Source organism: Chthoniobacterales bacterium, from assembly GCA_036569045.1.
GTDB lineage: Bacteria > Verrucomicrobiota > Verrucomicrobiia > Chthoniobacterales > JAATET01 > JAATET01.
In genome coordinates this window covers 1-19,303 of sequence record DATCRI010000045.1, presented here as the reverse complement: position 1 = coordinate 19,303, position 19,303 = coordinate 1, and the positions used below count along the sequence as shown (strand labels likewise).

Genomic DNA, 19,303 nt, shown 5'->3' with positions numbered 1-19,303 from the left:
GGCGTCGGCTCTTCCTCCTCCGGTGGGTCCTCGGGGGTCTCGGGCGCGGCGGTGAGGGCGTCGGTGAACGCTCCGGCGTCCAGCCAGGTGATGTCTCCCATAGGCTGTTTCACCTCGGCTCTGGCCGCAAAGATTGCGAGGAGCGCCACGAGGGCGATGTGCAGCAGCGCCACGAGGGCGAAGGTCACGCGAAAGCTGCGCTGCGCCCGTCGCCGCTCGGGATCGCGCAGATCGTGCCGAACGGGCATTATGGGGAAGGCGGTGTTCCGCCCGCCGCGGACTCCGGCGGACGCGCCATGATGCCCAGCTTCGTGATGCCGACCTTTTTGAGGATATCCATCACCGCGATGAATTTCTGCACCGGCAGTTCATTGTGCGGGCGCACGGCGACGGCGACATCCGGCTTCGTGCGCTTCAGCTCCGCGAGCTTTTGCTCGAGCGCCTCGGGCGTGATCTCGACTTCGTTGAGTTTGATCACCGCATTGCGATCGATCGAGACGATCTGGACTTCGCTGGGATTGACGGGCGTCTTCGCGGTCGCGCTCGTGGGCACGACGAGATCCATGCTGTTCTCGATGAGCGGAGTGGTGATCATGAAAATGATCAGCAGCACGAAGGCGAGATCGAGGAGCGGTGTGACGTTCAGCTCCGCGAGCGCGGTGAGATTGGAGCGATCGGAATAACGGCGCATGGCTCAGCTGTGGACTCCGCGACGCGCGGCGGCGGTGGCCGGGTTGTGCTCGACGTAGCGGTGTTCGATTTCGCTCGCGAGTTCCGCGGCGAAATTGTCGCACTCCACCACTACCGAGCGAATGCTCGTCACGAGGAAATTGTAGCCGAACATGGCCGGGATCGCGACCAGCAGGCCCGTCACCGTCGTGATCAATGCGCCGGACACGCCCGGCGCCATCGCGGAGAGACTCGCATTGCCCGCCGCGGCGATGCCGCTAAAGGCATCCATCACGCCCCACACCGTTCCGAGCAGGCCGATAAATGGCGCACCGCTCACGGCCATCGTCAGCACGTTCATCTGCCCCTCGAGCGCCAGCGCGCTTTCGCCGACCGCCCGCTCCATCGCGGCCGTTACCGAGCGCATCTGCGCGGGCGTGATCTTCGGCGCATCCGCCAGGCGGGCGTGAAACGTCTCGTCGACCTCCGTCGACCCCAGCATCTGGAAACACAGCTCGGATACGCCCGCGTCGTAGATTCGGAAAAGCGGCGAGCCCTCGAACCGCACGCCGGTCTCGAACAGGCGCAGCGGCTGGCGATCCCGGCGGAACAACGCGGAAAACCGCGCCGATTGCCGCGTCGCGAAACGCAACATGCGGAACTTCGTGACCATCACGGACCAGCTGAAGATCGAGGCGAAGAAAAGCGCCAGCAGCACGGCCTTCCCTTCACCCGTGGAATTCACGAAGGCGTAGTAGAGCCCGGTTCCCTGCTGGGCGAAAAGCAACGGCCAAGGCGACATGCCGGAATCGAACAGGGAACCGCCCCACGCACGCAACCGCAAAACGCCCGTGACGATCGATTTTGCAAAGCCCGCGCGCCCGGCGTATGCATGGGGCCACATGAAGCGCGCCCTTGTTGCCCTGGTCCTCCTCGTCCCCGCCAGCCTTGCCCTCGGACAGGGCGCCCCATCCGAGAATCGTTACGACATCATCGGCAAGGTCTTTCGGCCTTTTCTCAGCGTTCTCCTCGTCGGCGGGAAGGACGCCAACCGCGCCGCCTCGTTCCACATGGTCATGAAGGACGTCACCGGCCGCCTGCCCAAGGAATTCAACGGCGCCACGCTCGACGCGGCCGTCCAGTTCCCCGACAAGGTCAAGCTCACCGCTCCCGTGCTCGGAGAACAGATCACCGTCTGCCGCAACGGCAACGACGTCTGGGCCACTCCCGGCGAGAAAATGGAATACCTCCTCGCTCAATTCGCCGGAAAGCTCCCCAGGAAGGCCGCCAAGGCCACGGACACCCCGATCTTCATCCCGCTCACCGCTCAGCAGGCCATCTTCCTGCCGGCCGTCTTCACTCTCGACGAAGGCAAGCAATTCGCCGACCTCAACGGCGAGCCCACGCGCCTCATCAGCGGCGTCCTCATGCCCGAGCTTGCCCAGGCGCTCAAGGCGGAGGACTTCCGCGCCACGATGTGGATCGCCGCCGGCTACCTTCCGCGCCAGATCAAGATCGATCGCCGTGACTTCAGCGCGACCGTCACCATCGAGAACCTCCTGTTCGCTCCGAAGCTCCCCGCCAGCACGTGGCAGCCGCCCGCCGGCGCGACCGACGTTTACCGCACGACTCCCGAGGTGCTCGAGCAGCTCCTCTTCGTCGTCATGAACTCGGTGAACGTGAAGCCCCCCGTGCCGACCGACGCAGCACCCCGATAACAAAAAATCCCCCGCCGGAAAGCGGGGGATTTCTTAAAAGTCACGAGGAAGAGGCAAGGTCAGGCGACCAGCGCAGCTTCCGCACCAGCTTTAAGGCTCGCCAGCTTCGCCGCCAGCGCGCCGTGGTCCCAGCAGTCCTCAGCCCTCGACGATCTTGCCGTCGATCACGGTATCTATGAGAGGATGCCGGTGATGGGGCGCATGGCGGAGGGGGTGGGATTCGAACCCACGGTCGGTTTCCCGACAGCGGTTTTCAAGACCGCCGCAATCGACCACTCTGCCACCCCTCCGTTTCGGAACTCGGCACGCTAACGGATCGGAGGGGTTTCGTCACGGCGAAAGCCGCTTCGAGGGGAGGGGAAATCCTCCGTTTTCCCGATGCGGCTGCGGTGGACGCTCCGTCGTTCGCCGGATATGAAGGACGCGTGAATTTTCTCGGGCGGTGTCAATTCTCCAGCTTCGCTCCTGTCGCATGAGGGTGCCGGACCTGCATTTCTCCCGGGCGCGTTTCGTTTTCGTTGCCGTGGCCGTGGTGCTCGTGGCTAGCCTGCTGACGACCTATTCCGTGGGGAATGCCGTGCTGCGAAAGGCGGAGGAGCGGACCTTTCACGAGGAAATTACCCGCCAGTTGCAGCAGACATTCTCGACGCTGCAGGATGCGGAGACCGGCCAGCGCGGGTTCCTGCTGAGCCAGCGGGCGGAATATCTCGCGCCCTACGATTCGGCCATCGACGAGATCGCCACGCAGCTCCGGCGGTTGCACGGCGCCGCGGAGCGAGGCGGACTGCCGCCCGAGGCGGTGGCCTCGCTGGAGCGGGCGACGCGGGCGAAGATCGCCGAAATGGCGCGATCGATTCAGCTGGCGCGCCAGGAGGGATTCCCTGCGGCCGTGGAAATGGTCAATGACGACCTCGGGAGGAAGTTCATGGACGAGATCCGGGCGTCCGTGGCGGAACTGGAGGCTCACGAAAAGGCGCGGATCGAGCGGCTCCACGACGAGTCGCGGTGGCTGACGAACCTGCGGACCGCGACGTTTCTCGGCACGATCCTGCTCAACTTCGGATTCCTGGCCTGGGCGTTCCGCCGGATTCGCCGGGAGATGGCGCAGCGGTTCGTAGCCGATCTCGAGGCGCAACGCCATCGCGACATTCTCGCGGTGAGTCTGGCCAGCATCGGAGACGCGGTGATCATCACCGATACGCATTCGGTGATCACGTTTCTCAACGATGTCGCGCTGGAGCTCACCGGTTGGACGCGCGAAGCCGCGATGGGCCAGCCGTGCTCGAAGGTCTTTCGCATCGTGAACGAGACGACGCGTGCCGTCGTGGAGAGCCCGGTCGAGATGGTGCTGCGAACGGGCAAGATCGTCGGGCTGGCGAATCACACGCTGCTCATTCGCCGGGACGGCAGCGAGGTGCCGATCGACGACAGCGGCGCTCCCGTGCGCGAGGCCGATGGCACGGTGCGGGGAGTGATCCTCGTCTTTCGGGATTTCAGTCACTACAAGCGGGCGGAGCAAGAGCAGAAGGAGCTCAAGCGCCGGCTCGAGGTGGCAAACAAGGCGAAGGACGACTTCATTGCGGCGCTTTCCCACGAATTACGAACGCCGCTCACGCCGGTGCTGGCGACGCTTTCGACCTGGGAGTCCGGCGTTGATCTGCCGGAGCCGCTGGCGGCGGACGTGCATATGCTCACGCGGAATGTGCGTCTCGAAGTGCGTCTGATCGACGACCTGCTCGACCTTACGCGCATCACCCGCGGCCAGATGACGCTGCATCGCGAACGGGCAGACGTGCATGCGCTGCTCGACGCGGTCGTGGAGATCTTTCGCGCCGATCTCGAGCGGCGGCAGGTGCGACTGGGCGTGCGAACGGCGGCGGCGCGGCATTGGGTGGACGGCGATCCGACGCGCCTGCAGCAGGTGTTTTGGAACCTTCTTGGAAACGCGGTGAAGCACACGCCGGATGGCGGGCGGATCGAGATCGTCACGGCAAACGAGGGCGACAACCTGCGCGTGACCTTCGCGGATAACGGCCATGGGATGTCGCCGCAAACGATCGAGGGATTGTTCCGGCCCTTCGAGCGGGTGGCGGAGACTCCGGCGTATCGCGGCGGCGGCGGCCTGGGAATCGGCCTGACGATTTCGCAGAGCCTGATGGAGGCGCACGGCGGGCGGATCGAGGCGCGGAGTGCCGGTGAGGGGCTCGGATCGAGTTTCGTCGTCGTGATGCCGGTATCGGAGCAGGCTTCGGACGAGTCTCTCAGCGATTCACACGAGGGGCGCAGCCCGGTGCGAGGCGCGCCGCTGAGTTTGCTGCTGATCGAGGATCACCGGGACAGTGCGGACGTGATTGCGCGCATTCTGCGGTCCATGGGGCACGCAGTCGAGGTTGCTCACACCGTGCAGCAGGCGTTGACGGTGATCCGGGAGCGGTCTTTCGACCTGGTGCTGAGCGATATCGGCCTGCCCGACGGCACGGGCATCGATTTCCTGACCGAGGCGCGGACATTTACCGCCACGCCGATGATTGCGCTGACCGGCTATGGCATGGAGGACGATGTGGCGAACTATCGCGAGGCGGGATTCCTGCGGCAGTTGACGAAGCCGATCCGCTTCGAGCAGCTCTCCGAGATTCTGGAAAGCTTTGCGGCGAGTCGGGGGCGGCCGGGAGGGCTGAACGTCCGCTCCCAGCCGCCGGCGACTGATCAATAGGTCGTCGTGCGCTCGACGGTGGTCGTCGAAGCGGGAATGGGAGCGAGCGAGGTGTGACGGGTCGTCGTGGTGGATGTAGTCGTCTCGGGCTCTCGTTCCTTCACGGAGACGCAGCCGGTGACGCTGGCGATGAAGACAAGGGCGAGGACGGCGAGGAATGACTTTTGCATGGATGTTTGGGTTCACCCATGGATCGTTTCCGCGAACTTTTCCGGATGGGTCGACGAGAGTGCGAGGACTGGCTCTTGAAATAAAAAAACGCCGCCCGGTGAGGGGCGGCGTTTCGTGTTTTTCTGGCGAAGATCGGATTACCACCAGCGGAGCTTGCTCGCGGGGCAGCTTTCCAGGGCGCGGGCGACGGAGTCCGAAAGACTGGCCGCCCCGTCGGAAAGGGAGCTGCGAGTCTTGTTGATCGGCCCGCGAAGGTTCGAAGCCACCGTTCCGAAGAGTTCAGCCAGGCGATCCCGGGAATCCTCGAGTGAGGTCGCGAGTTTCGAGCGGGGCGGGGCAGGGCGCGTGGCGACCGCGACGAGGGCGCCGACTGCGAGACCAATGGCGAAGGCGGAAAAGACGCTCACCACGGGGCGCTCGCTCACGTATTGGGAACCGCGAGCCACGGCGTCCTCCGTCTGGGCGCGGGCGGTTTCGAGGGCTTGCTGGGCCTTAGCGCGGGCGGTCTCGGTGGCGGCGGAGAAATCGTATTCGGTGTTCATGGATTGGCTGGGATTCGGTGGCTCCGGACGCCGCTGGGGCGACGGCCGGATGATGGTGGGATTTGTCGAGTTAGCTCAGTGGAGGACGTCGTCCAAAAATGAGCGATACAATGAACAATACGAGGAAAACCACGAAGAGCACGTGGGCAATCCAGGCGGCGGAGCCGGCAATGCCGCCGAAGCCCAGGGCCGCGGCAATGAGGGCGATGATGAGGAAGGTGAGGGCGTAGCTGAGCATGATGTCCTTTCGGTTGGTTAATCATGGATCGCGCGGCTCATCCCGAACGGATGTCTGCGGATGAAAAGAGCCCGCACCGTCAGGCCAGTTTCAACACCGCGTCGAGATCGTCGGGAAGAAAGGGCTTTGTGAGATGGCGGTGGAAGCCCGCATCCCGGCAGCGCGCGACCTCGGCCTTCATGCCGTGCCCACTCATGGCCACGCAGAGCGCCGGGCGGAGTTCGGCGAGATCGGCCAGAAGCTGGCAACCGTCGCCGTCCGGCAGCGTGATGTCACAAAGCAGGATGTCCGGCAGGCAGACGTTCGCGGCAAGACGGGCGTCGGCAGCCGTCCGCGCGATGGTCACGGCATGGCCGTTCGATTCCAGGTAGCGGCGCAGGTAGGCGAGGGTATCCTCGTGGTCCTCGACGAGAAGGATGCGCCGGGCGCGGCCGGGGCGGCCTTCGCCCGCGGCGAAGTCGGGGACAAAAGAAAGACCGCGATCCATGGAAAATCCCAGTCAACCAAAACCGCCTGCGCGGGTCAAAAGGGGAGGATGGCAGTTTGCAAAAATCTGCCGCCGCTACTCGATGATGCGGCGGATCGGCACGCTGGTGGGGAGCGGGGCCGTGAAGCGGAGCGGGGTGAAAAGCGCCCGAGGAGCCGGGGGCACGATTTCGACCGGGGAGATCGTCGGTTTCTTGCGGGCCGACGATTTGCTTTTCACAAGACGCGTATTCACGGGATCCGAAAGGGTTACCCGGAAGCGAATCGGAAATTGCTGCGGATGACCATCGGGTGGCTCCCCGAAGCAGAGATCGGAGGTTTGGGTCGGGATCTCGGGGACGGGTCGGGAACCCCGGGGGATTTCACCGATGCCCGGGTCGTGAGGCGCACCGATTTCGGAAAATTCGCGGCGGGACTAGGCTTTCCTCAATCCAACAAAACCATGAATGCAACGCTCATCGCCGATCACGAAATGCTCGCGGAAGATCTTAGCCTCGTCGAGGGTCTCGTCCGTCACGACCCGGAGGCCATGGAGACGCTCTGCCGTCGCTACGGCACCATCCTGAAAGCCATCATCATGAAAGTGCTCCATGATGAAGCCGAGGCTGAGGACGTTCTGCAGGACGTGTTCATGCAGGTCTGGGACCGGGCCGAGCATTATTCCCCGGAGCGCGGCAAGCTGCTGAGCTGGCTTTCCACCGTGGCGCGCCGCCGGGCGATCGACCGCGTCCGCCAGACCTGCGCGTATCGCCGGGCGACCGATCGTTTCGAGGTCGTGAGCCGGCATCCGGACAAGGACATCGACCAGACGCATCCCGTGGAATACCAGGCGCAACAGTCCGACGTCCGCCAGTTGATCGACCGCCAGCTGGATCTCCTTCCCGATAATCAGCGCGAAGCGATCTGCCTCGCGTATCTCGAGGGACGCAGCCAGCGGGAGATCGCCTCGATCACCCACACGCCACTCGGCACCGTGAAAACCCGCATCGAACTCGGCCTGCGCAAGCTCTCGCTCGCGATCGGTGGATCGAAGGACAAGATTCTGTAGAGACGAAAATCCCGTTCGACTTTGAGGACGCCGCTTCCCCTGGAAGGCGGCGTCTTTTTTGTCTACGCGTGCTGTTGCGCGACCCACTCGATGGCGAAACGCACCATCTCCTTCGAGTCGTGGAAGCCGAGCTTCTCCTTGATGTGGGCGCGGTGGGTCTCGATCGTCTTCACGCTGAGGTGAAGTTCGTTCGCGATGTCCTGCGCGCCAAAGCCGCGGCCCATGAGGTTGAGCACCTCGAGTTCGCGGTCGGAGAGTTTATCGACGGGAGAGCCGAGGCCCTCGTCGATGGATTTGATCGCCTTGAAGACGAGCCGCTCGCTGAATTTCGGGCTGAGGTAGGGTTCGCCCCCGAGGACCTTGCGAATGGCGGTGAGAATGGAGTCGAGCGCCTCGGCTTTCATGACGTAGCCGAGCGCACCGGCGCGGAGGGCGCGTAGTGCGTAGAGCGATTCGTCGTGCATGGAGACAACGAGCATCGGGAGCTTGGGTGACTCGGCTTTCATCGACTTCAGGAGTTCGATGCCGTTTGTGCCGGGCATGGAAATGTCGACGAGCGCGATGTTTGGCTGGAGGCGGCGCATGGCCTCGAGCGCGGCGGGGGCGGTGCCAGCTTCGCCGCAGACTTCCAGATCGGACTCGGCATTGATCATCGCCGAGATGCCGTGTCGGAACATCGGATGGTCGTCGATGATGAGGACGCGACTCTTGGTCGGCGGAGCGGGGGATTCGGCGGCGGGTTTCGGCATGGGTTGCTATTAAGAGGGGTTGGGAAAAGTGCAGGTGATGGTGGTGCCGGTGCCTTCGATGGTCTCGACGGACAATTCGCCTCGGATGGCTTGGGCACGGTATTTCATGATTCCGATTCCCACAACGGCGTCGGGGGCGGTTTCTTCCGACGAGGCGGCGCCGTTATCGCTGACCCGAAGGGTCGCGAGGCCGTGATTTTCGGAGAGGTCGATGAGAATGCGGGTGGCGCGGGCGTGACGCAGGGCGTTGTTCACGGCCTCCTGGGCGATGCGGAAAATGTGGAGGGCGACATCGGGGCTCGAGACGAGGACGGGCGGGTCGCAGCGCAGCTCGATGTGGGCGCCGGCGCGCGTCCTTTCGGCGAGTTCCTGAAGGGCGGACATCAGCCCGGCGGAATCGATTTCGATGGGATTGATGCCTCGTGCAAGGTCTCGGGCGTCCTGCACGGAGTCGTTAATGAGGCGCGCGATGTCGCCGGCCTGGTCCGCGGTGGGAGAGCCGGAGCGCTGCAATTCCTTGAAGAGCGCCTGCGTGCCAAAGGCTGCCCCAAGGAGCTGCTGGGCGAGGTGGTCGTGGAGCTCCTGGCCGATCCGGCGCTGCTCGCGCTCGCCAGCCTGGAGCATGGCGTGCTCGAGGAAAAGTTTCTCGGTCTCGTCGAGCAGAAGCAACACGTGGCCGCCGGCATCACCATCGCCATCGGGATAGGCGGCAATCCAGATGCTGAGGTCGAGGGTGCGGTCGCGGAGCGCGTGCAGGCGAACGCTGGCGTGGCGGTTGCCGGTGGTGGCGAGAAGATTTGCGAGGGTTTCGGGGGATTCCCAGGAGAGCGGGAGATCGAGCAGGTGCCGGCCGTGGACCTCCCTACTGGTGAGGCCGAAAAGCACCTCGGCCTCGGGATTCCAGATTTCGATGTGGTCGGCGCGATCGAGAGCGATGACGGCGGCCGGCGAGGCATCGATGAGCGTTTTGAATTTCTTGCTCATCTGGTCGAGCTCGGCATTGGCGACGCCCAGGGCCGCAGTGCGTTCGGCGACGCGTCGCTCGAGATCCGCCCGGGCGTTGCCGATTTCTTTCAGGGCTTCGTGGCGGGAGGTGACGTCGATGATGACGCCGACCGCGTAAAGCGGTTCGCCCGTTTCGTCACCGATCATCGTGGAGGTGACTGAGACCCATATGGTCCGGCCGTCCCGGCGCACGTAGCGCTTTTCGATGGTGTAGTGGGCTTCATGGCGGGCCTGGGACTCTCTCCAGCCGATGGCGTCGCGCGCGCGGTCCTCGGGATGCGTGATGTCGAACGACGAGAGGCGCGACAATTCCTCGGCGGAGTAGCCGGTGAGATCGCAGAAGGTCTGGTTGACGGTGAGGAACCGGCCCGTCACGGCGTCGGCGATGACGTTTCCCACGCCATTGAGGTGAAAGAAGGCGCGAAAATCCCGTTCGCGAGCCCGCAATTCGCGCTCGGCCGCCTTTTGTTTCGAGATGTCGCAGTTCACTTCGATGAACGCCACCGGTTCCCCCTCTTCGTTGCGGTGGGCCGTCCACGTCGTCATTGCAATGTGCCGGCGACCGTCGCGGCCGAAGTTCACGATCTCGCCTTCCCAGCGGCCGTTCACATCCGCCATCCTTTCGAGCGTTTCGCGAGGTTCGGGGATTTCCGTATGAAGGAGCTCGAAACTCACGGCTCCCAGCGCCTCTTCGGCCGACCAGCCGTAGATCTCCGCGTCGGTTGCGCTCCAGTAGATGATGCGTCCCTCGAGATCGCGAACGATGACGTGCGCGTGGTCGAGCATTGCTTCCCGCAACCGCAACTGCTCCCGAAATTCCCGGGGGAGTTGCTGGACGTTCAGGTCGGATTTCATGAAGACGGGCGCACGGAAAAATCAGGCGCCAGGGAAATGCCAGATGTCGCCAAGGCACCGGATTTGACCTTCTTCAATTAACAGCTTTGGCGAGGCTCCGCGATCAGGGATCGCCCTGACTGTCCGCTCGAGCCGTCCACGATACGCGTCGACGCCGAACCCCTCTCGCATGAAGAACGTCGCCCTCGTGGATCTGCTCAAAGAAACTTTTGCCGGCTGGTCGGCCGACAACGCCACGCGGCTCAGCGCGGCGCTGGCCTACTACTCGATTTTTTCGATCGCACCGCTGCTTGTCGTCTTCATCGCTCTTGTCGGATTTTTCTTCGGGGCGGAGGCCGCGCAGGGGCAGATCAGCGATCAGGTTTCCGGTCTGGTTGGGGAAAGTGCGGGGGAGTCCCTCCAATCCGCCGTCGCCGCAGTCGGGCCGGTTCACGGCAAGGGGATCTGGGCCGCCGCGATCGCGTTCGGCGTCACGTTGTTTGGAGCTTCAACGGTTTTCGGGGAGCTCAAGGCCGCGCTGAATTCCATCTGGGGCGTAACCGCGCTGCCCGGGCGGGCTTTGCGCAACCTCGTCCGCGACCGCCTTCTCAGTTTCTCGCTCGTGCTCTGCATCGGCTTCCTGCTGCTCGTCTCGCTCGCGGTGAGTGCAGCCGTCTCCGGAGTGAGCACCTACCTGGCGCCGCAATTGCCAATGCCGCCGTTCGTCTGGAAGGGCGTGGATTTTTGCGTCTCGCTGGCGATGGTGACCGTGCTCTTCGCGATGATTTACCGGATTCTTCCCGATGTCGCGTTGCACTGGCGGGACGTCTTTCCCGGAGCCTTCTTCGCCGCTCTCCTGTTCAGTGCCGGCAAGTCGGTGATCGCGTGGTATCTGGGCTCGAACAGCGTCGCTTCCAGCTATCAGGCGGCCGGCACGCTCGTGATCATCCTGCTCTGGGTCTACTACGCGACGGGCATCCTGTTTCTTGGCGCGGAGTTCACCAAGGCCTGGGTGAAGCGCTATGGCTACGGCATTCTGCCGCGCTCGCATGCCGCGCTCGTTCGCAGCCTGAAAGCGAAGTGATCCGCTGCCGGAAATTCCCGGCCTGACAATTCCGGGGCGTTCCGGAATAACGGGCGCAGCATGGAAGACGTCCCGAATCCCCGCCGCAGCGACCCCGCATTCACGGCCGCCGGCCTGCGCTGATGGATTGGCTTGTCGCGGTTCCCGTGCTGGCCTACGCCGCCGTCAGTCTCGTGCGGGCGCGCGCCGGGCGTGGCGGAATCTGGCCCGCGGTCGCGTTGTGGGGCGTCCTCGCGATCGCGGCGACGGTTCTCTTCGCCCGACTGCCGGCGCTTGCATTCTATCCGGGTAATGACGCCCTACGGCGCATGGTCGGGGAATCGTCGCGCCTGCGGGCCAACGGCCTTAAAAAGACCGACGTCATCCTGCTCATCGAAGGCTCGAGCGCCGTCACCGCGGACGTGAAACCCGCGGAACTCGAGCGGCGCCTTCGTGAACGCGGCCTGCCCGCTCGCGTCGTGCAGATTTCCTCCGGCGGCTCGAATCACTTCGAACGCGTTGCCATGCTGCGAGAGTTCCTTCGCACGCTCAATTCCGACGAAGCGAAGGTCTTTCGCAAGGCCCGGGTCTTCCTTCTCGCCGAGGTGCTCTACGTTTACGATTTCCTCCCGCTCCACGGCTTTGCGGAGAATGCCTTCAGCGCCCGCAGCGTGGGCTATGCCACGCCGCGGAATTTCCTGCCAATGCTTCGCGCCATCTGGGCCAAGGGCAGCCGCGACGATCCCGCCGCGCTCGCGCTGGCGCCGCTCGTCACGGAACACGTCCTCTTCCATGCATTTCGCGTCGGCACCTTTCCGCTCGTGGCCGTTCCGGTCCAAACGTATTCGGCCAATGGCACCGGGGACCGCGACGCCTCGGCGCCAGCGAATCGCGGCGGGAAGCGCCGGGCGCTCAGTGACTCCACGCAGCTCCCGTATCCCTGGTGGCACGCGAGCCGAGAGGCTCTCGAAGATGCCGTCGATGGCTGGGTGGACGCCGCCGGCTATCTGGCGCCGCCGGCCCGCGCCGATCTCGAGCCGCTCTACCAGGCGAAGTTTGCCGCCGCGTTGCCGGCGGACACGCTGCAGATTAGCGGCGTCGAGGCCCGCCCGTTGCTGGGCCCCGAGCAGTGGCGCGACGCCGCCCACCTGAATGCGCGCGGAGCGGATACCTTCACGGCCTGGCTGGCCGCCCGCATCGCCGCGGATTGGCCGCGCATCTCGGGCGAACCGAAAAAATAGCCGGACATGCTTTTCAATACGCTCCAGTTCGCCCTCTTTTTCCTCATCACGCTCGCCGTGTATTGGAGTCTGCCGGGCGATCGCTGGCGGCAGCCGTTTCTCCTGCTCGGCAGCCTGTTTTTCTACGGCTACTGGGACTGGCGTTTCGTCCTGCTGCTGCTCGTCGTCATCGGATCGTCCTACGGCTTTGCGCTCGCCATGGCGCGGGCCCATGCGAGGGGACGTCGAAGCGGCGCGCTGCTCGCGACGGCCTGTGCGGTGAATCTCGGCCTGCTCTTCGTCTTCAAATACTGCAACTTCTTCGCCGACTCGCTGAAGGTCGCGATGGAGCGATTTGGCATCGATGCGCCCTGGAGCACGCTGCACATCCTGCTGCCGGTCGGCGTGAGCTTCTACGTCTTCCAGTCGCTCACCTACCTCATCAACGTCCATCGCCGGAAGCTCGAGGCCGACCGCAATTTCGTCAAAATCGCGCTCTACATCTCGTTCTTCCCGCACCTCGTCGCCGGGCCGATCATTCACGCGACCGATTTCCTCTGGCAACTCCGCGAGACCCGCCGCTGGGACCCGACGATGTTCCTCGAGGGCACGCAGAAGTTCATCCTCGGCTTCTTCATGAAGTCGGTCTTCGCCGACAACATCGCCGTCTTCGTCGATCCCGTTTACGCGGACCTCGGCGCCTACGACAACGTCTCGATCCTGGCGGCGTCCTTCGGATTCTACTGCCAGATCTACTTCGATTTCGCCGGCTATTCGCTCATGGCCATCGGCATTACGAACCAGCTTGGCTACTGGCTGCCCGACAACTTCAACTATCCCTACCGCGCCACGTCCGTCGTCGACTTCTGGCGACGTTGGCACATCTCGCTCTCCACCTGGCTGCGCGACTACCTCTACATCTCGCTCGGCGGCAATCGCGGTTCGCGTCTCTTCCAATACCGCAACCTCATGCTCACGATGCTCCTCGGCGGCCTGTGGCACGGCGCGAGCTGGAACTTCGTTCTCTGGGGCGGCCTGCACGGTCTCGCGCTGGTCGTTGCGCATGCGTGGCGAAGCGCGCATCAGGCCATGGGGCTCCGCTGGCCGATCCCGCCCGTGGCCGGGATCGTGACCGCGTGGCTGGCGACCCAGATTTTCGTGCTGCTGTGCTGGATTCCTTTCCGCGCAACGACCTTCGCGCAGACCGGGGAAGCCCTGCGCGCCGTCCTCTGGCTGCGGCCCGACGCTGACCTCACACGCGCCGCGATTCCCTGGCTGGTCCTCGTGCTGCCGGTGCTCGTCGATACCTTCATCCTCGGCCGAAAGCATGGCGGGCAGCCGGTGACAAATCCCTGGCTCGGCTACGCAACGATGGGCGTGGCGTTCCTCATCGCGCTCTTGTTCATGTTCGTGGGCACGAAGCCATTCATCTATTTCCAGTTCCAACCGGGGCTTCCCCCGATATTCGCGAGCCGCTCGACGGCGTAGAGTTTCGCATGGTTCGCTGTCACTTCATCGTTCTCGCTCTGCTCGCCTGCGCCAGCGTCGGTCTTGCGGAAGAAAAAACATCGTCCGACGCGGAACCCGCGAAGCCAACACCGAAGGTCTCGCCCACTCCGCCGTCCGCGATCGTCACGTCGATCGAGCCGTCGGCATTGAAGGACTTCGACGACAATCCGCCGGCCGTCCGGCGCCTCCTCGAGAAAGGGCTCGCGCTCACGCGGCAGAATCTCACCTACCTCTTCGGCTCGTCCGATCCATCGGCGGGCGGGATGGATTGCTCCGGGACGATCTTCCATCTCCTGCGTTCGGTGGGGATCGACGACGTGCCGCGCACCGCGAGCGAGCAATACGTCTGGGCGCGCAAGGCGGACAATTTCGAGCCGGTCGTCAGCCGGAGCAAGGAGAGCTTCGAACTCGACGACCTGCGCCCCGGCGACCTGCTTTTCTGGACTGGCACCTACGCGACGAAGAACGATCCGCCGGTCACCCACACGATGATCTATCTCGGCGAACTCGAGAGCGACGGCCGGCAGGTGATGTTCGGAGCGAGCGACGGGCGGAGCTTCGATGGTCGCAAAATGTGGGGCGTGAGCGTCTTCGACTTCACGATTCCGAAGCTCAAACCGAAGCCGGGCGACGGCCCGTCGCCCAGCCCCGGCAGCGTTTTCATCGGCTACGCCCGCATCCCCGGGTTGAGCCGGGCCGCCCCCGGGGAATCCGAAAGGGAACCGGCGAAGGAACGCTCCAAGGATGACGAGACCAGGCCGGCGTCGGCTCGCAAGTCGCCGGATTTGTAACGTCGGCACGAGCGAGCAGACTGGCTTTTCGGGGCCGGCGGCGTAGCGTCGGAGGCCATGACGACGGATGTGCTGGTAGTCGGGGCCGGGCCAGTGGGGCTGACGATGGCCATGGAGCTGGCGCGTTACGGCGTCACCGTGCGAATCGTCGAGAAAGCCGCGCAGCGCACGGATAAGTCGAAGGCGCTGGTGATCTGGAGCCGCACGCTCGAGCTGCTGGACCGGACCGGATGCACCCCGGAGTTTCTCGCAGCCGGCTTTCGCGCAACGAGCGCACGAGTGACCGCCGGAAATCGCGAAATCGCGCACGTCGAGTTTGATGACGTGGATTCGCCATATCCCTTCGCGCTCATGCTGCCGCAATCCGAGACCGAGCGACTGCTCGAAGAGCAGGCAAATCGTCTGGGCGTCCGCGTGGAGCGCACCGTCGAGCTCGCGGAATTTTCCGATGCGCGCGAGGGCGTGCGGGCGACGCTGAGGCATGCGGATGGTCGGGAAGAGATCGTGGAGGCGGCGTGGCTGGTGGGCTGCGACGGCGCGCACAGCACCGTGCGACACACGCTCGGCATGGAATTTCTCGGGAACACGCTCAGCAGCGACTGGATCCTGGCGGATGTGCACCTGCAGGGAGTGCCCGATCCGGGCGAAATTCGGATCCTCTGGCACGCGGAGGGCGTGCTCGCGATTTTTCCGATCGGCGGCACCCGCTTTCGCGTGGTGGCCGACGTGGGCGTGTGCGAGGAGGGTGGGAAGCGGCCGGATCCCGCGCTCGGAGAGGTGCAGGCCGTGCTCGATCAACGGGGCCCCGGCACCCTTGTCGCGAGCGATCCCGTGTGGCTCGCCTCCTTTCGCATCAACGAGCGCAAGGTCGCCGAATACCGCGCCGGTCGCGTGTTTCTCGCCGGCGACGCGGCCCACATTCACAGCCCCGCCGGCGGGCAGGGGATGAACACCGGCATGCAGGACGCGTTCAATCTCGCGTGGAAGCTGGCGCTCGTCATTCGCGGGCGAGCCGAGCCTTCGAGCCTGCTCGAGAGCTACAGTCCGGAGCGCAGTGCGGTGGGCGAGCAGGTGCTCGAGGGGGCGGGGCGCGTGACGATGATGGCAACGCTGAAGGGCGGCCTGAAGCAGGCGATCCGCAATCAGATCGCCTCGCTCGTTTTCGGCCTGTCACCCGTGCGGCACGCGCTCGCGGACGCGATGAGCGAACTTTCGATCGGTTATCCTGGCAGCCCGCTTAGCGTCCACGGCGCGGAGATTCACGACGGCCCGCGCGCGGGACAGCGCGCACCGATTCGCTCGGGTGAATCCCCGGTGGGAGCGGGGGACGATCCGCGATTCGTGCTCTTCGCGGACGTGGCCCCGGGAGATGCCGACGCGACGAGCGTGCGGGAGGACTACGCGATTCTCGTGAACGACAAGGTTCGCCCGCCTTTTATCCCGGGCGGGCTGTGGCTCGTGCGGCCCGATGGCTACGTGGCTGTGGCCACCGCCCGGGGCGACTGGGGCCGCATTCGCGACTTTCTGAACAAACTTCATCCGGTGACTTTCGAACCATGAGTGATCCTGCATCCCGTTCCGAATTCCTCGTCATTTCCCGTGGTCAATGGGACGCCGACGCCGCTCCGGCGGATATCCAGATCGCCATCGATCAGTTTTATGAATGGCTCGAACGGCTCGTCGCAGAGGGGCGAATGCGTCCCGGGCAGCGGCTGAAGCCGGAGACTCGACTGGTGACGCGAACGGGAGTTCTCACCGACGGCCCCTTCATCGAGACGAAGGAGGTCATCGGCGGTTTCTGGTTCATCCAGGCGACGAGCCTGGAGGAGGCCGCGGATCTGGCCGCGCAGAATCCCTGCCTGAACTACGGCCTCTCCTACGAGATTCGTCCGATCGAGCCCGAGCGGGCGGACGCTTTTGCGCCCTCGACCGAACGACCCGGCCGGGAGGGGGATTGAGCGCCGCTCAGTCGCAGGTGGAGTTTGCCAGGAGGCGTGGTAAGAAATCTCGCTTCGCATCGGGGATGAGCGGGCCAGTGAAATACCGGGCTTCCCGATTGATTTCCGACCGCTTCCGCACATTCTGACACGAGCCATGAACACCATCGATTCCGCGCCATTCGCGATTTTTCTGCTGCCGCTGATCTTCGGCATTCTCTGGCTGCTCCTCGCGATGGGCGTTCTTGCCTTCGCGGTCGTCATGGTCATTCGATTCGTCCGCGCTCACGAACGCATCGCCAAAAATCTGGAAACGATCGCGCAACGGCTGCCCGCCGAAACGAGGGAAAAGTTGCCGCCGCCGGCGCGAGCGGTCGATCCAGCCCCGGCCCCGAAGCTGCCAACCGATCCGAGCGACTTTTCGCCCCGGCAGTAGGAAGCAGCTTGCGACCGAAATTGCTGAATCGTCGTGGAAGCGATGTGGACCCCGCCTGCGGGCCCGACTAGATTTGCCGAGAACCGTCCGATCTGCGCCGATGACACTCGAAATCTCCACGCCCGCGTTGCTCTTTCCGGCGCTGTCGTTGCTGATGCTGGCTTACACGAATCGCCATCTCGCATTGGCCTCGGTGATCCGCCAACTGCACACGCAATACCGATCGGGGCCGGATCGCCACCGCGGCTACCTCGCGCAGATCGAGAGCCTGCGGTGGCGGATGAAGCTCGTGCGGAACATGCAGTTTTTCGGCGTTTCAGGCCTCCTGCTCTGCACGGTGTGCATGGTCGCCATCTTCCTCGGGCTGTCGACCGTCGCGCTGGTGATCTTCTCGATCAGCCTCGTTTCCATGATCGGCTCGCTGCTCTTCTGCCTGCTGGAGATCGCGCAATCCGTGCGGGCGATCGACCTGCATCTCAGCGACCTCGCCGACTCGGCGGCGGAGCAATCCGGAGGGAAGGGGCCGGGGGCGATCGACGGATAATTCAGCGGGCGTTCGGCTGCACCAGATAGGCAAAACCGCCGGGCAGCAGGAAGTAGTGCGACGGGACGGGCTGGCCGTGGAGCTTCGCGTCGGCCTTGAACTCGAGAAGGACGAAGTTGTCGACCTTGTGAGCGGACTCGACGAGTTCGGGGAGCCCGGGCGTGGTGCTGAGCGGAGGCTCGCCGGGGCCGATCGGTTTCATGGCATGAGGTTTCGACCACGTGCCATCCGACTTCTGGACGGCCAGGGCCGGTCCGCCGAGGCCGGAGGAGACCTTGAAAAACGGGAGCCCACCGGGCTGATTCGAAAAGTAGCGCGCCGAGCCGGGCATCTCGAGCGAGCTGCAGCCCGCCGTGGCAAATGCGGCGATCGTCAGAAGGAGGGCGGAGAAGCGTTTGGGCATGGGGTAGGGACCACTCCTCGGTGCGGTGCGTTCAAAGTGCAACGAAGTTCCGGGCGGAGCGTCACTTCTTCGCGATGATCACGATGCCGGCAAGCATGAGCAGGCCGCCGACAATCATACGCGGCGTGATCTGTTCCTTGAGGATGAGGCAGGCCAGGACGATGGCGACGAGGATGCTGCCCTTGTCGATGAGGGCGATGGTGGAGACTTCGCCGTCCTTGAGCGCCTTGTAGTAGAAGATCCAGGAAAGGGCGGTGGTCAGGCCCGAGAGGCTGAGCCAGAGCCAGTTCGTTGCGGTGAGCGAAGCGACCTGCGCGGGCGGCACGGTGGCGGCGGCGAAGACGAGCACGAGCGCGAAGACGACGACGGTGCGCACCGCGAGACCGAGTTCTCCGGAGATGCCGACGAGGCCCAGCTTCGCGATCGTGGAGGTCGCGCCGGCAAAGATCATCGAGACGATGGCGAGGGTGATCCACGGCTTCATGGTCGATTGCTAACAAATGCGGGCCGCCCGGGCGTGCAGAATCTCGCTGTCCGTCGACGCCGATCTGCTAGCTTTCGCGACCATGGAACTCGACCTCGAAGGCGCCCACGCCGAGCGGGCCTACGCAATTCTTTCTTCCCTCGTGACCCCGCGACCGATCGCCTGGGTGACGACGCTCAGCCCCGACGGCCGGGTGAACGCGGCGCCGTTCAGCTTTTTCAACGTGCTGGGCGCGAATCCTCCGATCGTCGGTTTTTGTCCGGGCGATCGACCCGAGGGTGGGCCGAAGGACACCGCGCGCAACGTTCGCGCGACGCATGAGTTTGTCGTGAATCTCGTGGACGCGAGCGTGGCCGAGGCGATGAATCTCACCGCGGCGTCGCTGCCCTACGGCGAGGACGAATTGCGGGCCGCGGCCCTCACGGTGGCGTCCTCGACGCTCGTGAAACCGCCGCGCATCGCCGAGGCGCCGGCCAGCCTGGAGTGCGTGGAGTGGGGCACGCTCGAGATCGGCGGGAATCGCCTGGTGATCGGGCTCGTGAAGCGCGTGCATGTGCGGGACGAGCTTTTCGATCCCGAAACGCTGCGGATTCGCAGTGAGCTTTTTCACCCGATCGGGCGCATGGCGAGCCCGAACTGGTATGCGCGCACGGACGACCGATTCGAGATGAAGCGGCCGGCGTAACGGCTACTCGGCGACGCCGAGGTAGTGGCGGGCGCGGGGCTTCTCGGGGCCCTTGTGC

Annotated in this window: 24 protein-coding genes and 1 tRNA gene; 12 read left to right on the top strand and 13 right to left on the bottom strand. The window is 64.5% G+C overall.

The features are described from left to right. The 3 genes from VIM61_08730 to VIM61_08720 form a co-directional block, all read right to left on the bottom strand. On the bottom strand, positions 1-248 hold a 248-nt coding region (locus VIM61_08730; protein ID HEY8900484.1), incomplete at its 3' end, for a hypothetical protein. After that, positions 248-691: a biopolymer transporter ExbD gene (locus VIM61_08725; protein ID HEY8900483.1), complete on the bottom strand. Its 444-nt coding sequence runs from the start codon at positions 689-691 to the stop codon at positions 248-250. The genes VIM61_08730 and VIM61_08725, both read right to left, overlap by 1 nt. A gap of 3 nt (positions 692-694) precedes the next feature. Then, the gene (locus VIM61_08720) at positions 695-1,471 is read right to left on the bottom strand and encodes a MotA/TolQ/ExbB proton channel family protein (GenBank protein HEY8900482.1); all 777 of its coding nucleotides are present in this window, start codon (positions 1,469-1,471) and stop codon (positions 695-697) included. A gap of 49 nt (positions 1,472-1,520) precedes the next feature. Here VIM61_08720 and VIM61_08715 point away from each other — a divergent pair, with 49 nt between their 5' ends. Beyond that, the gene (locus VIM61_08715; GenBank protein ID HEY8900481.1) at positions 1,521-2,387 is read left to right on the top strand and encodes a hypothetical protein; all 867 of its coding nucleotides are present in this window, start codon (positions 1,521-1,523) and stop codon (positions 2,385-2,387) included. A 202-nt stretch (positions 2,388-2,589) separates the two neighbouring features. Here the strand turns inward: VIM61_08715 and VIM61_08710 are convergent. Then, positions 2,590-2,677 (bottom strand) — tRNA-Ser (locus VIM61_08710). Between the two features lie 182 nt (positions 2,678-2,859). Between VIM61_08710 and VIM61_08705 the strand changes: the two genes are divergently transcribed. Next, a complete protein-coding gene (locus VIM61_08705; protein HEY8900480.1) occupies positions 2,860-5,100 on the top strand; it encodes a CHASE3 domain-containing protein in 2,241 nt (746 codons plus the stop codon). Here the strand turns inward: VIM61_08705 and VIM61_08700 are convergent. From VIM61_08700 to VIM61_08680, 5 genes are all read right to left on the bottom strand, one after another. Next, positions 5,094-5,270 carry a hypothetical protein gene (locus VIM61_08700; protein ID HEY8900479.1) on the bottom strand — a complete coding sequence of 59 codons (177 nt, stop codon included), beginning with the start codon at positions 5,268-5,270 and terminating at the stop codon, positions 5,094-5,096. The genes VIM61_08705 and VIM61_08700 overlap by 7 nt on opposite strands. A gap of 138 nt (positions 5,271-5,408) precedes the next feature. After that, the gene (locus VIM61_08695) at positions 5,409-5,813 is read right to left on the bottom strand and encodes a hypothetical protein (GenBank protein ID HEY8900478.1); all 405 of its coding nucleotides are present in this window, start codon (positions 5,811-5,813) and stop codon (positions 5,409-5,411) included. A 70-nt stretch (positions 5,814-5,883) separates the two neighbouring features. Further along, entirely contained in the window at positions 5,884-6,051 is a 168-nt protein-coding gene (locus VIM61_08690) for a DUF1328 family protein (GenBank protein HEY8900477.1), read from the bottom strand. A 79-nt stretch (positions 6,052-6,130) separates the two neighbouring features. Next, positions 6,131-6,538, bottom strand: coding sequence for a response regulator (locus tag VIM61_08685; protein ID HEY8900476.1), 408 nt, complete (start codon positions 6,536-6,538; stop codon positions 6,131-6,133). A 75-nt stretch (positions 6,539-6,613) separates the two neighbouring features. After that, a complete protein-coding gene (locus tag VIM61_08680) occupies positions 6,614-6,757 on the bottom strand; it encodes a hypothetical protein (GenBank protein HEY8900475.1) in 144 nt (47 codons plus the stop codon). 222 nt (positions 6,758-6,979) lie between these two features. Between VIM61_08680 and VIM61_08675 the strand changes: the two genes are divergently transcribed. Next, positions 6,980-7,585 (top strand): sigma-70 family RNA polymerase sigma factor, encoded by a 606-nt coding sequence (locus VIM61_08675; protein HEY8900474.1) that lies wholly within the window; start codon positions 6,980-6,982, stop codon positions 7,583-7,585. A 62-nt stretch (positions 7,586-7,647) separates the two neighbouring features. On the opposite strand, the gene VIM61_08670 is transcribed toward VIM61_08675, so the two are convergent. Continuing rightward, complete coding sequence (locus tag VIM61_08670) at positions 7,648-8,334, bottom strand: response regulator transcription factor (GenBank protein HEY8900473.1); 687 nt, start codon at positions 8,332-8,334, stop codon at positions 7,648-7,650. 9 nt (positions 8,335-8,343) lie between these two features. Further along, on the bottom strand, positions 8,344-10,194 hold the full coding sequence (locus VIM61_08665) for a PAS domain S-box protein (protein HEY8900472.1): 1,851 nt from the start codon (positions 10,192-10,194) through the stop codon (positions 8,344-8,346). A gap of 169 nt (positions 10,195-10,363) precedes the next feature. Between VIM61_08665 and VIM61_08660 the strand changes: the two genes are divergently transcribed. The 8 genes from VIM61_08660 (at position 10,364) to VIM61_08625 (ending at position 17,673) form a co-directional block, all read left to right on the top strand. Beyond that, positions 10,364-11,257 carry a YihY/virulence factor BrkB family protein gene (locus VIM61_08660; protein HEY8900471.1) on the top strand — a complete coding sequence of 298 codons (894 nt, stop codon included), beginning with the start codon at positions 10,364-10,366 and terminating at the stop codon, positions 11,255-11,257. Positions 11,258-11,379: 122 nt separating this feature from the next. Further along, entirely contained in the window at positions 11,380-12,477 is a 1,098-nt protein-coding gene (locus tag VIM61_08655) for a hypothetical protein (GenBank protein ID HEY8900470.1), read from the top strand. 6 nt (positions 12,478-12,483) lie between these two features. After that, positions 12,484-13,944, top strand: a complete 1,461-nt coding sequence (locus tag VIM61_08650; protein ID HEY8900469.1) for an MBOAT family O-acyltransferase — start codon at positions 12,484-12,486, stop codon at positions 13,942-13,944. A gap of 8 nt (positions 13,945-13,952) precedes the next feature. Further along, the gene (locus tag VIM61_08645; protein HEY8900468.1) at positions 13,953-14,756 is read left to right on the top strand and encodes an NlpC/P60 family protein; all 804 of its coding nucleotides are present in this window, start codon (positions 13,953-13,955) and stop codon (positions 14,754-14,756) included. A gap of 57 nt (positions 14,757-14,813) precedes the next feature. Beyond that, positions 14,814-16,316, top strand: coding sequence for an FAD-dependent monooxygenase (locus tag VIM61_08640; protein ID HEY8900467.1), 1,503 nt, complete (start codon positions 14,814-14,816; stop codon positions 16,314-16,316). After that, a complete protein-coding gene (locus VIM61_08635; protein HEY8900466.1) occupies positions 16,313-16,714 on the top strand; it encodes a YciI family protein in 402 nt (133 codons plus the stop codon). The genes VIM61_08640 and VIM61_08635 overlap by 4 nt, the downstream gene beginning before the upstream one ends. Positions 16,715-16,850: 136 nt before the next feature. Beyond that, positions 16,851-17,129, top strand: coding sequence for a hypothetical protein (locus tag VIM61_08630; protein ID HEY8900465.1), 279 nt, complete (start codon positions 16,851-16,853; stop codon positions 17,127-17,129). 100 nt (positions 17,130-17,229) lie between these two features. Continuing rightward, positions 17,230-17,673 (top strand): DUF2721 domain-containing protein, encoded by a 444-nt coding sequence (locus VIM61_08625; protein ID HEY8900464.1) that lies wholly within the window; start codon positions 17,230-17,232, stop codon positions 17,671-17,673. A 1-nt stretch (position 17,674) separates the two neighbouring features. Here the strand turns inward: VIM61_08625 and VIM61_08620 are convergent, their stop codons facing one another. Both VIM61_08620 and VIM61_08615 read right to left on the bottom strand, forming a co-directional pair. After that, positions 17,675-18,076: a hypothetical protein gene (locus tag VIM61_08620; protein ID HEY8900463.1), complete on the bottom strand. Its 402-nt coding sequence runs from the start codon at positions 18,074-18,076 to the stop codon at positions 17,675-17,677. Positions 18,077-18,137: 61 nt separating this feature from the next. Further along, positions 18,138-18,560 carry an EamA family transporter gene (locus VIM61_08615; GenBank protein HEY8900462.1) on the bottom strand — a complete coding sequence of 141 codons (423 nt, stop codon included), beginning with the start codon at positions 18,558-18,560 and terminating at the stop codon, positions 18,138-18,140. An 82-nt stretch (positions 18,561-18,642) separates the two neighbouring features. Here VIM61_08615 and VIM61_08610 point away from each other — a divergent pair, with 82 nt between their 5' ends. Beyond that, positions 18,643-19,245 (top strand): flavin reductase family protein, encoded by a 603-nt coding sequence (locus VIM61_08610; GenBank protein ID HEY8900461.1) that lies wholly within the window; start codon positions 18,643-18,645, stop codon positions 19,243-19,245. The last annotated feature ends 58 nt before the right edge of the window (positions 19,246-19,303 follow it).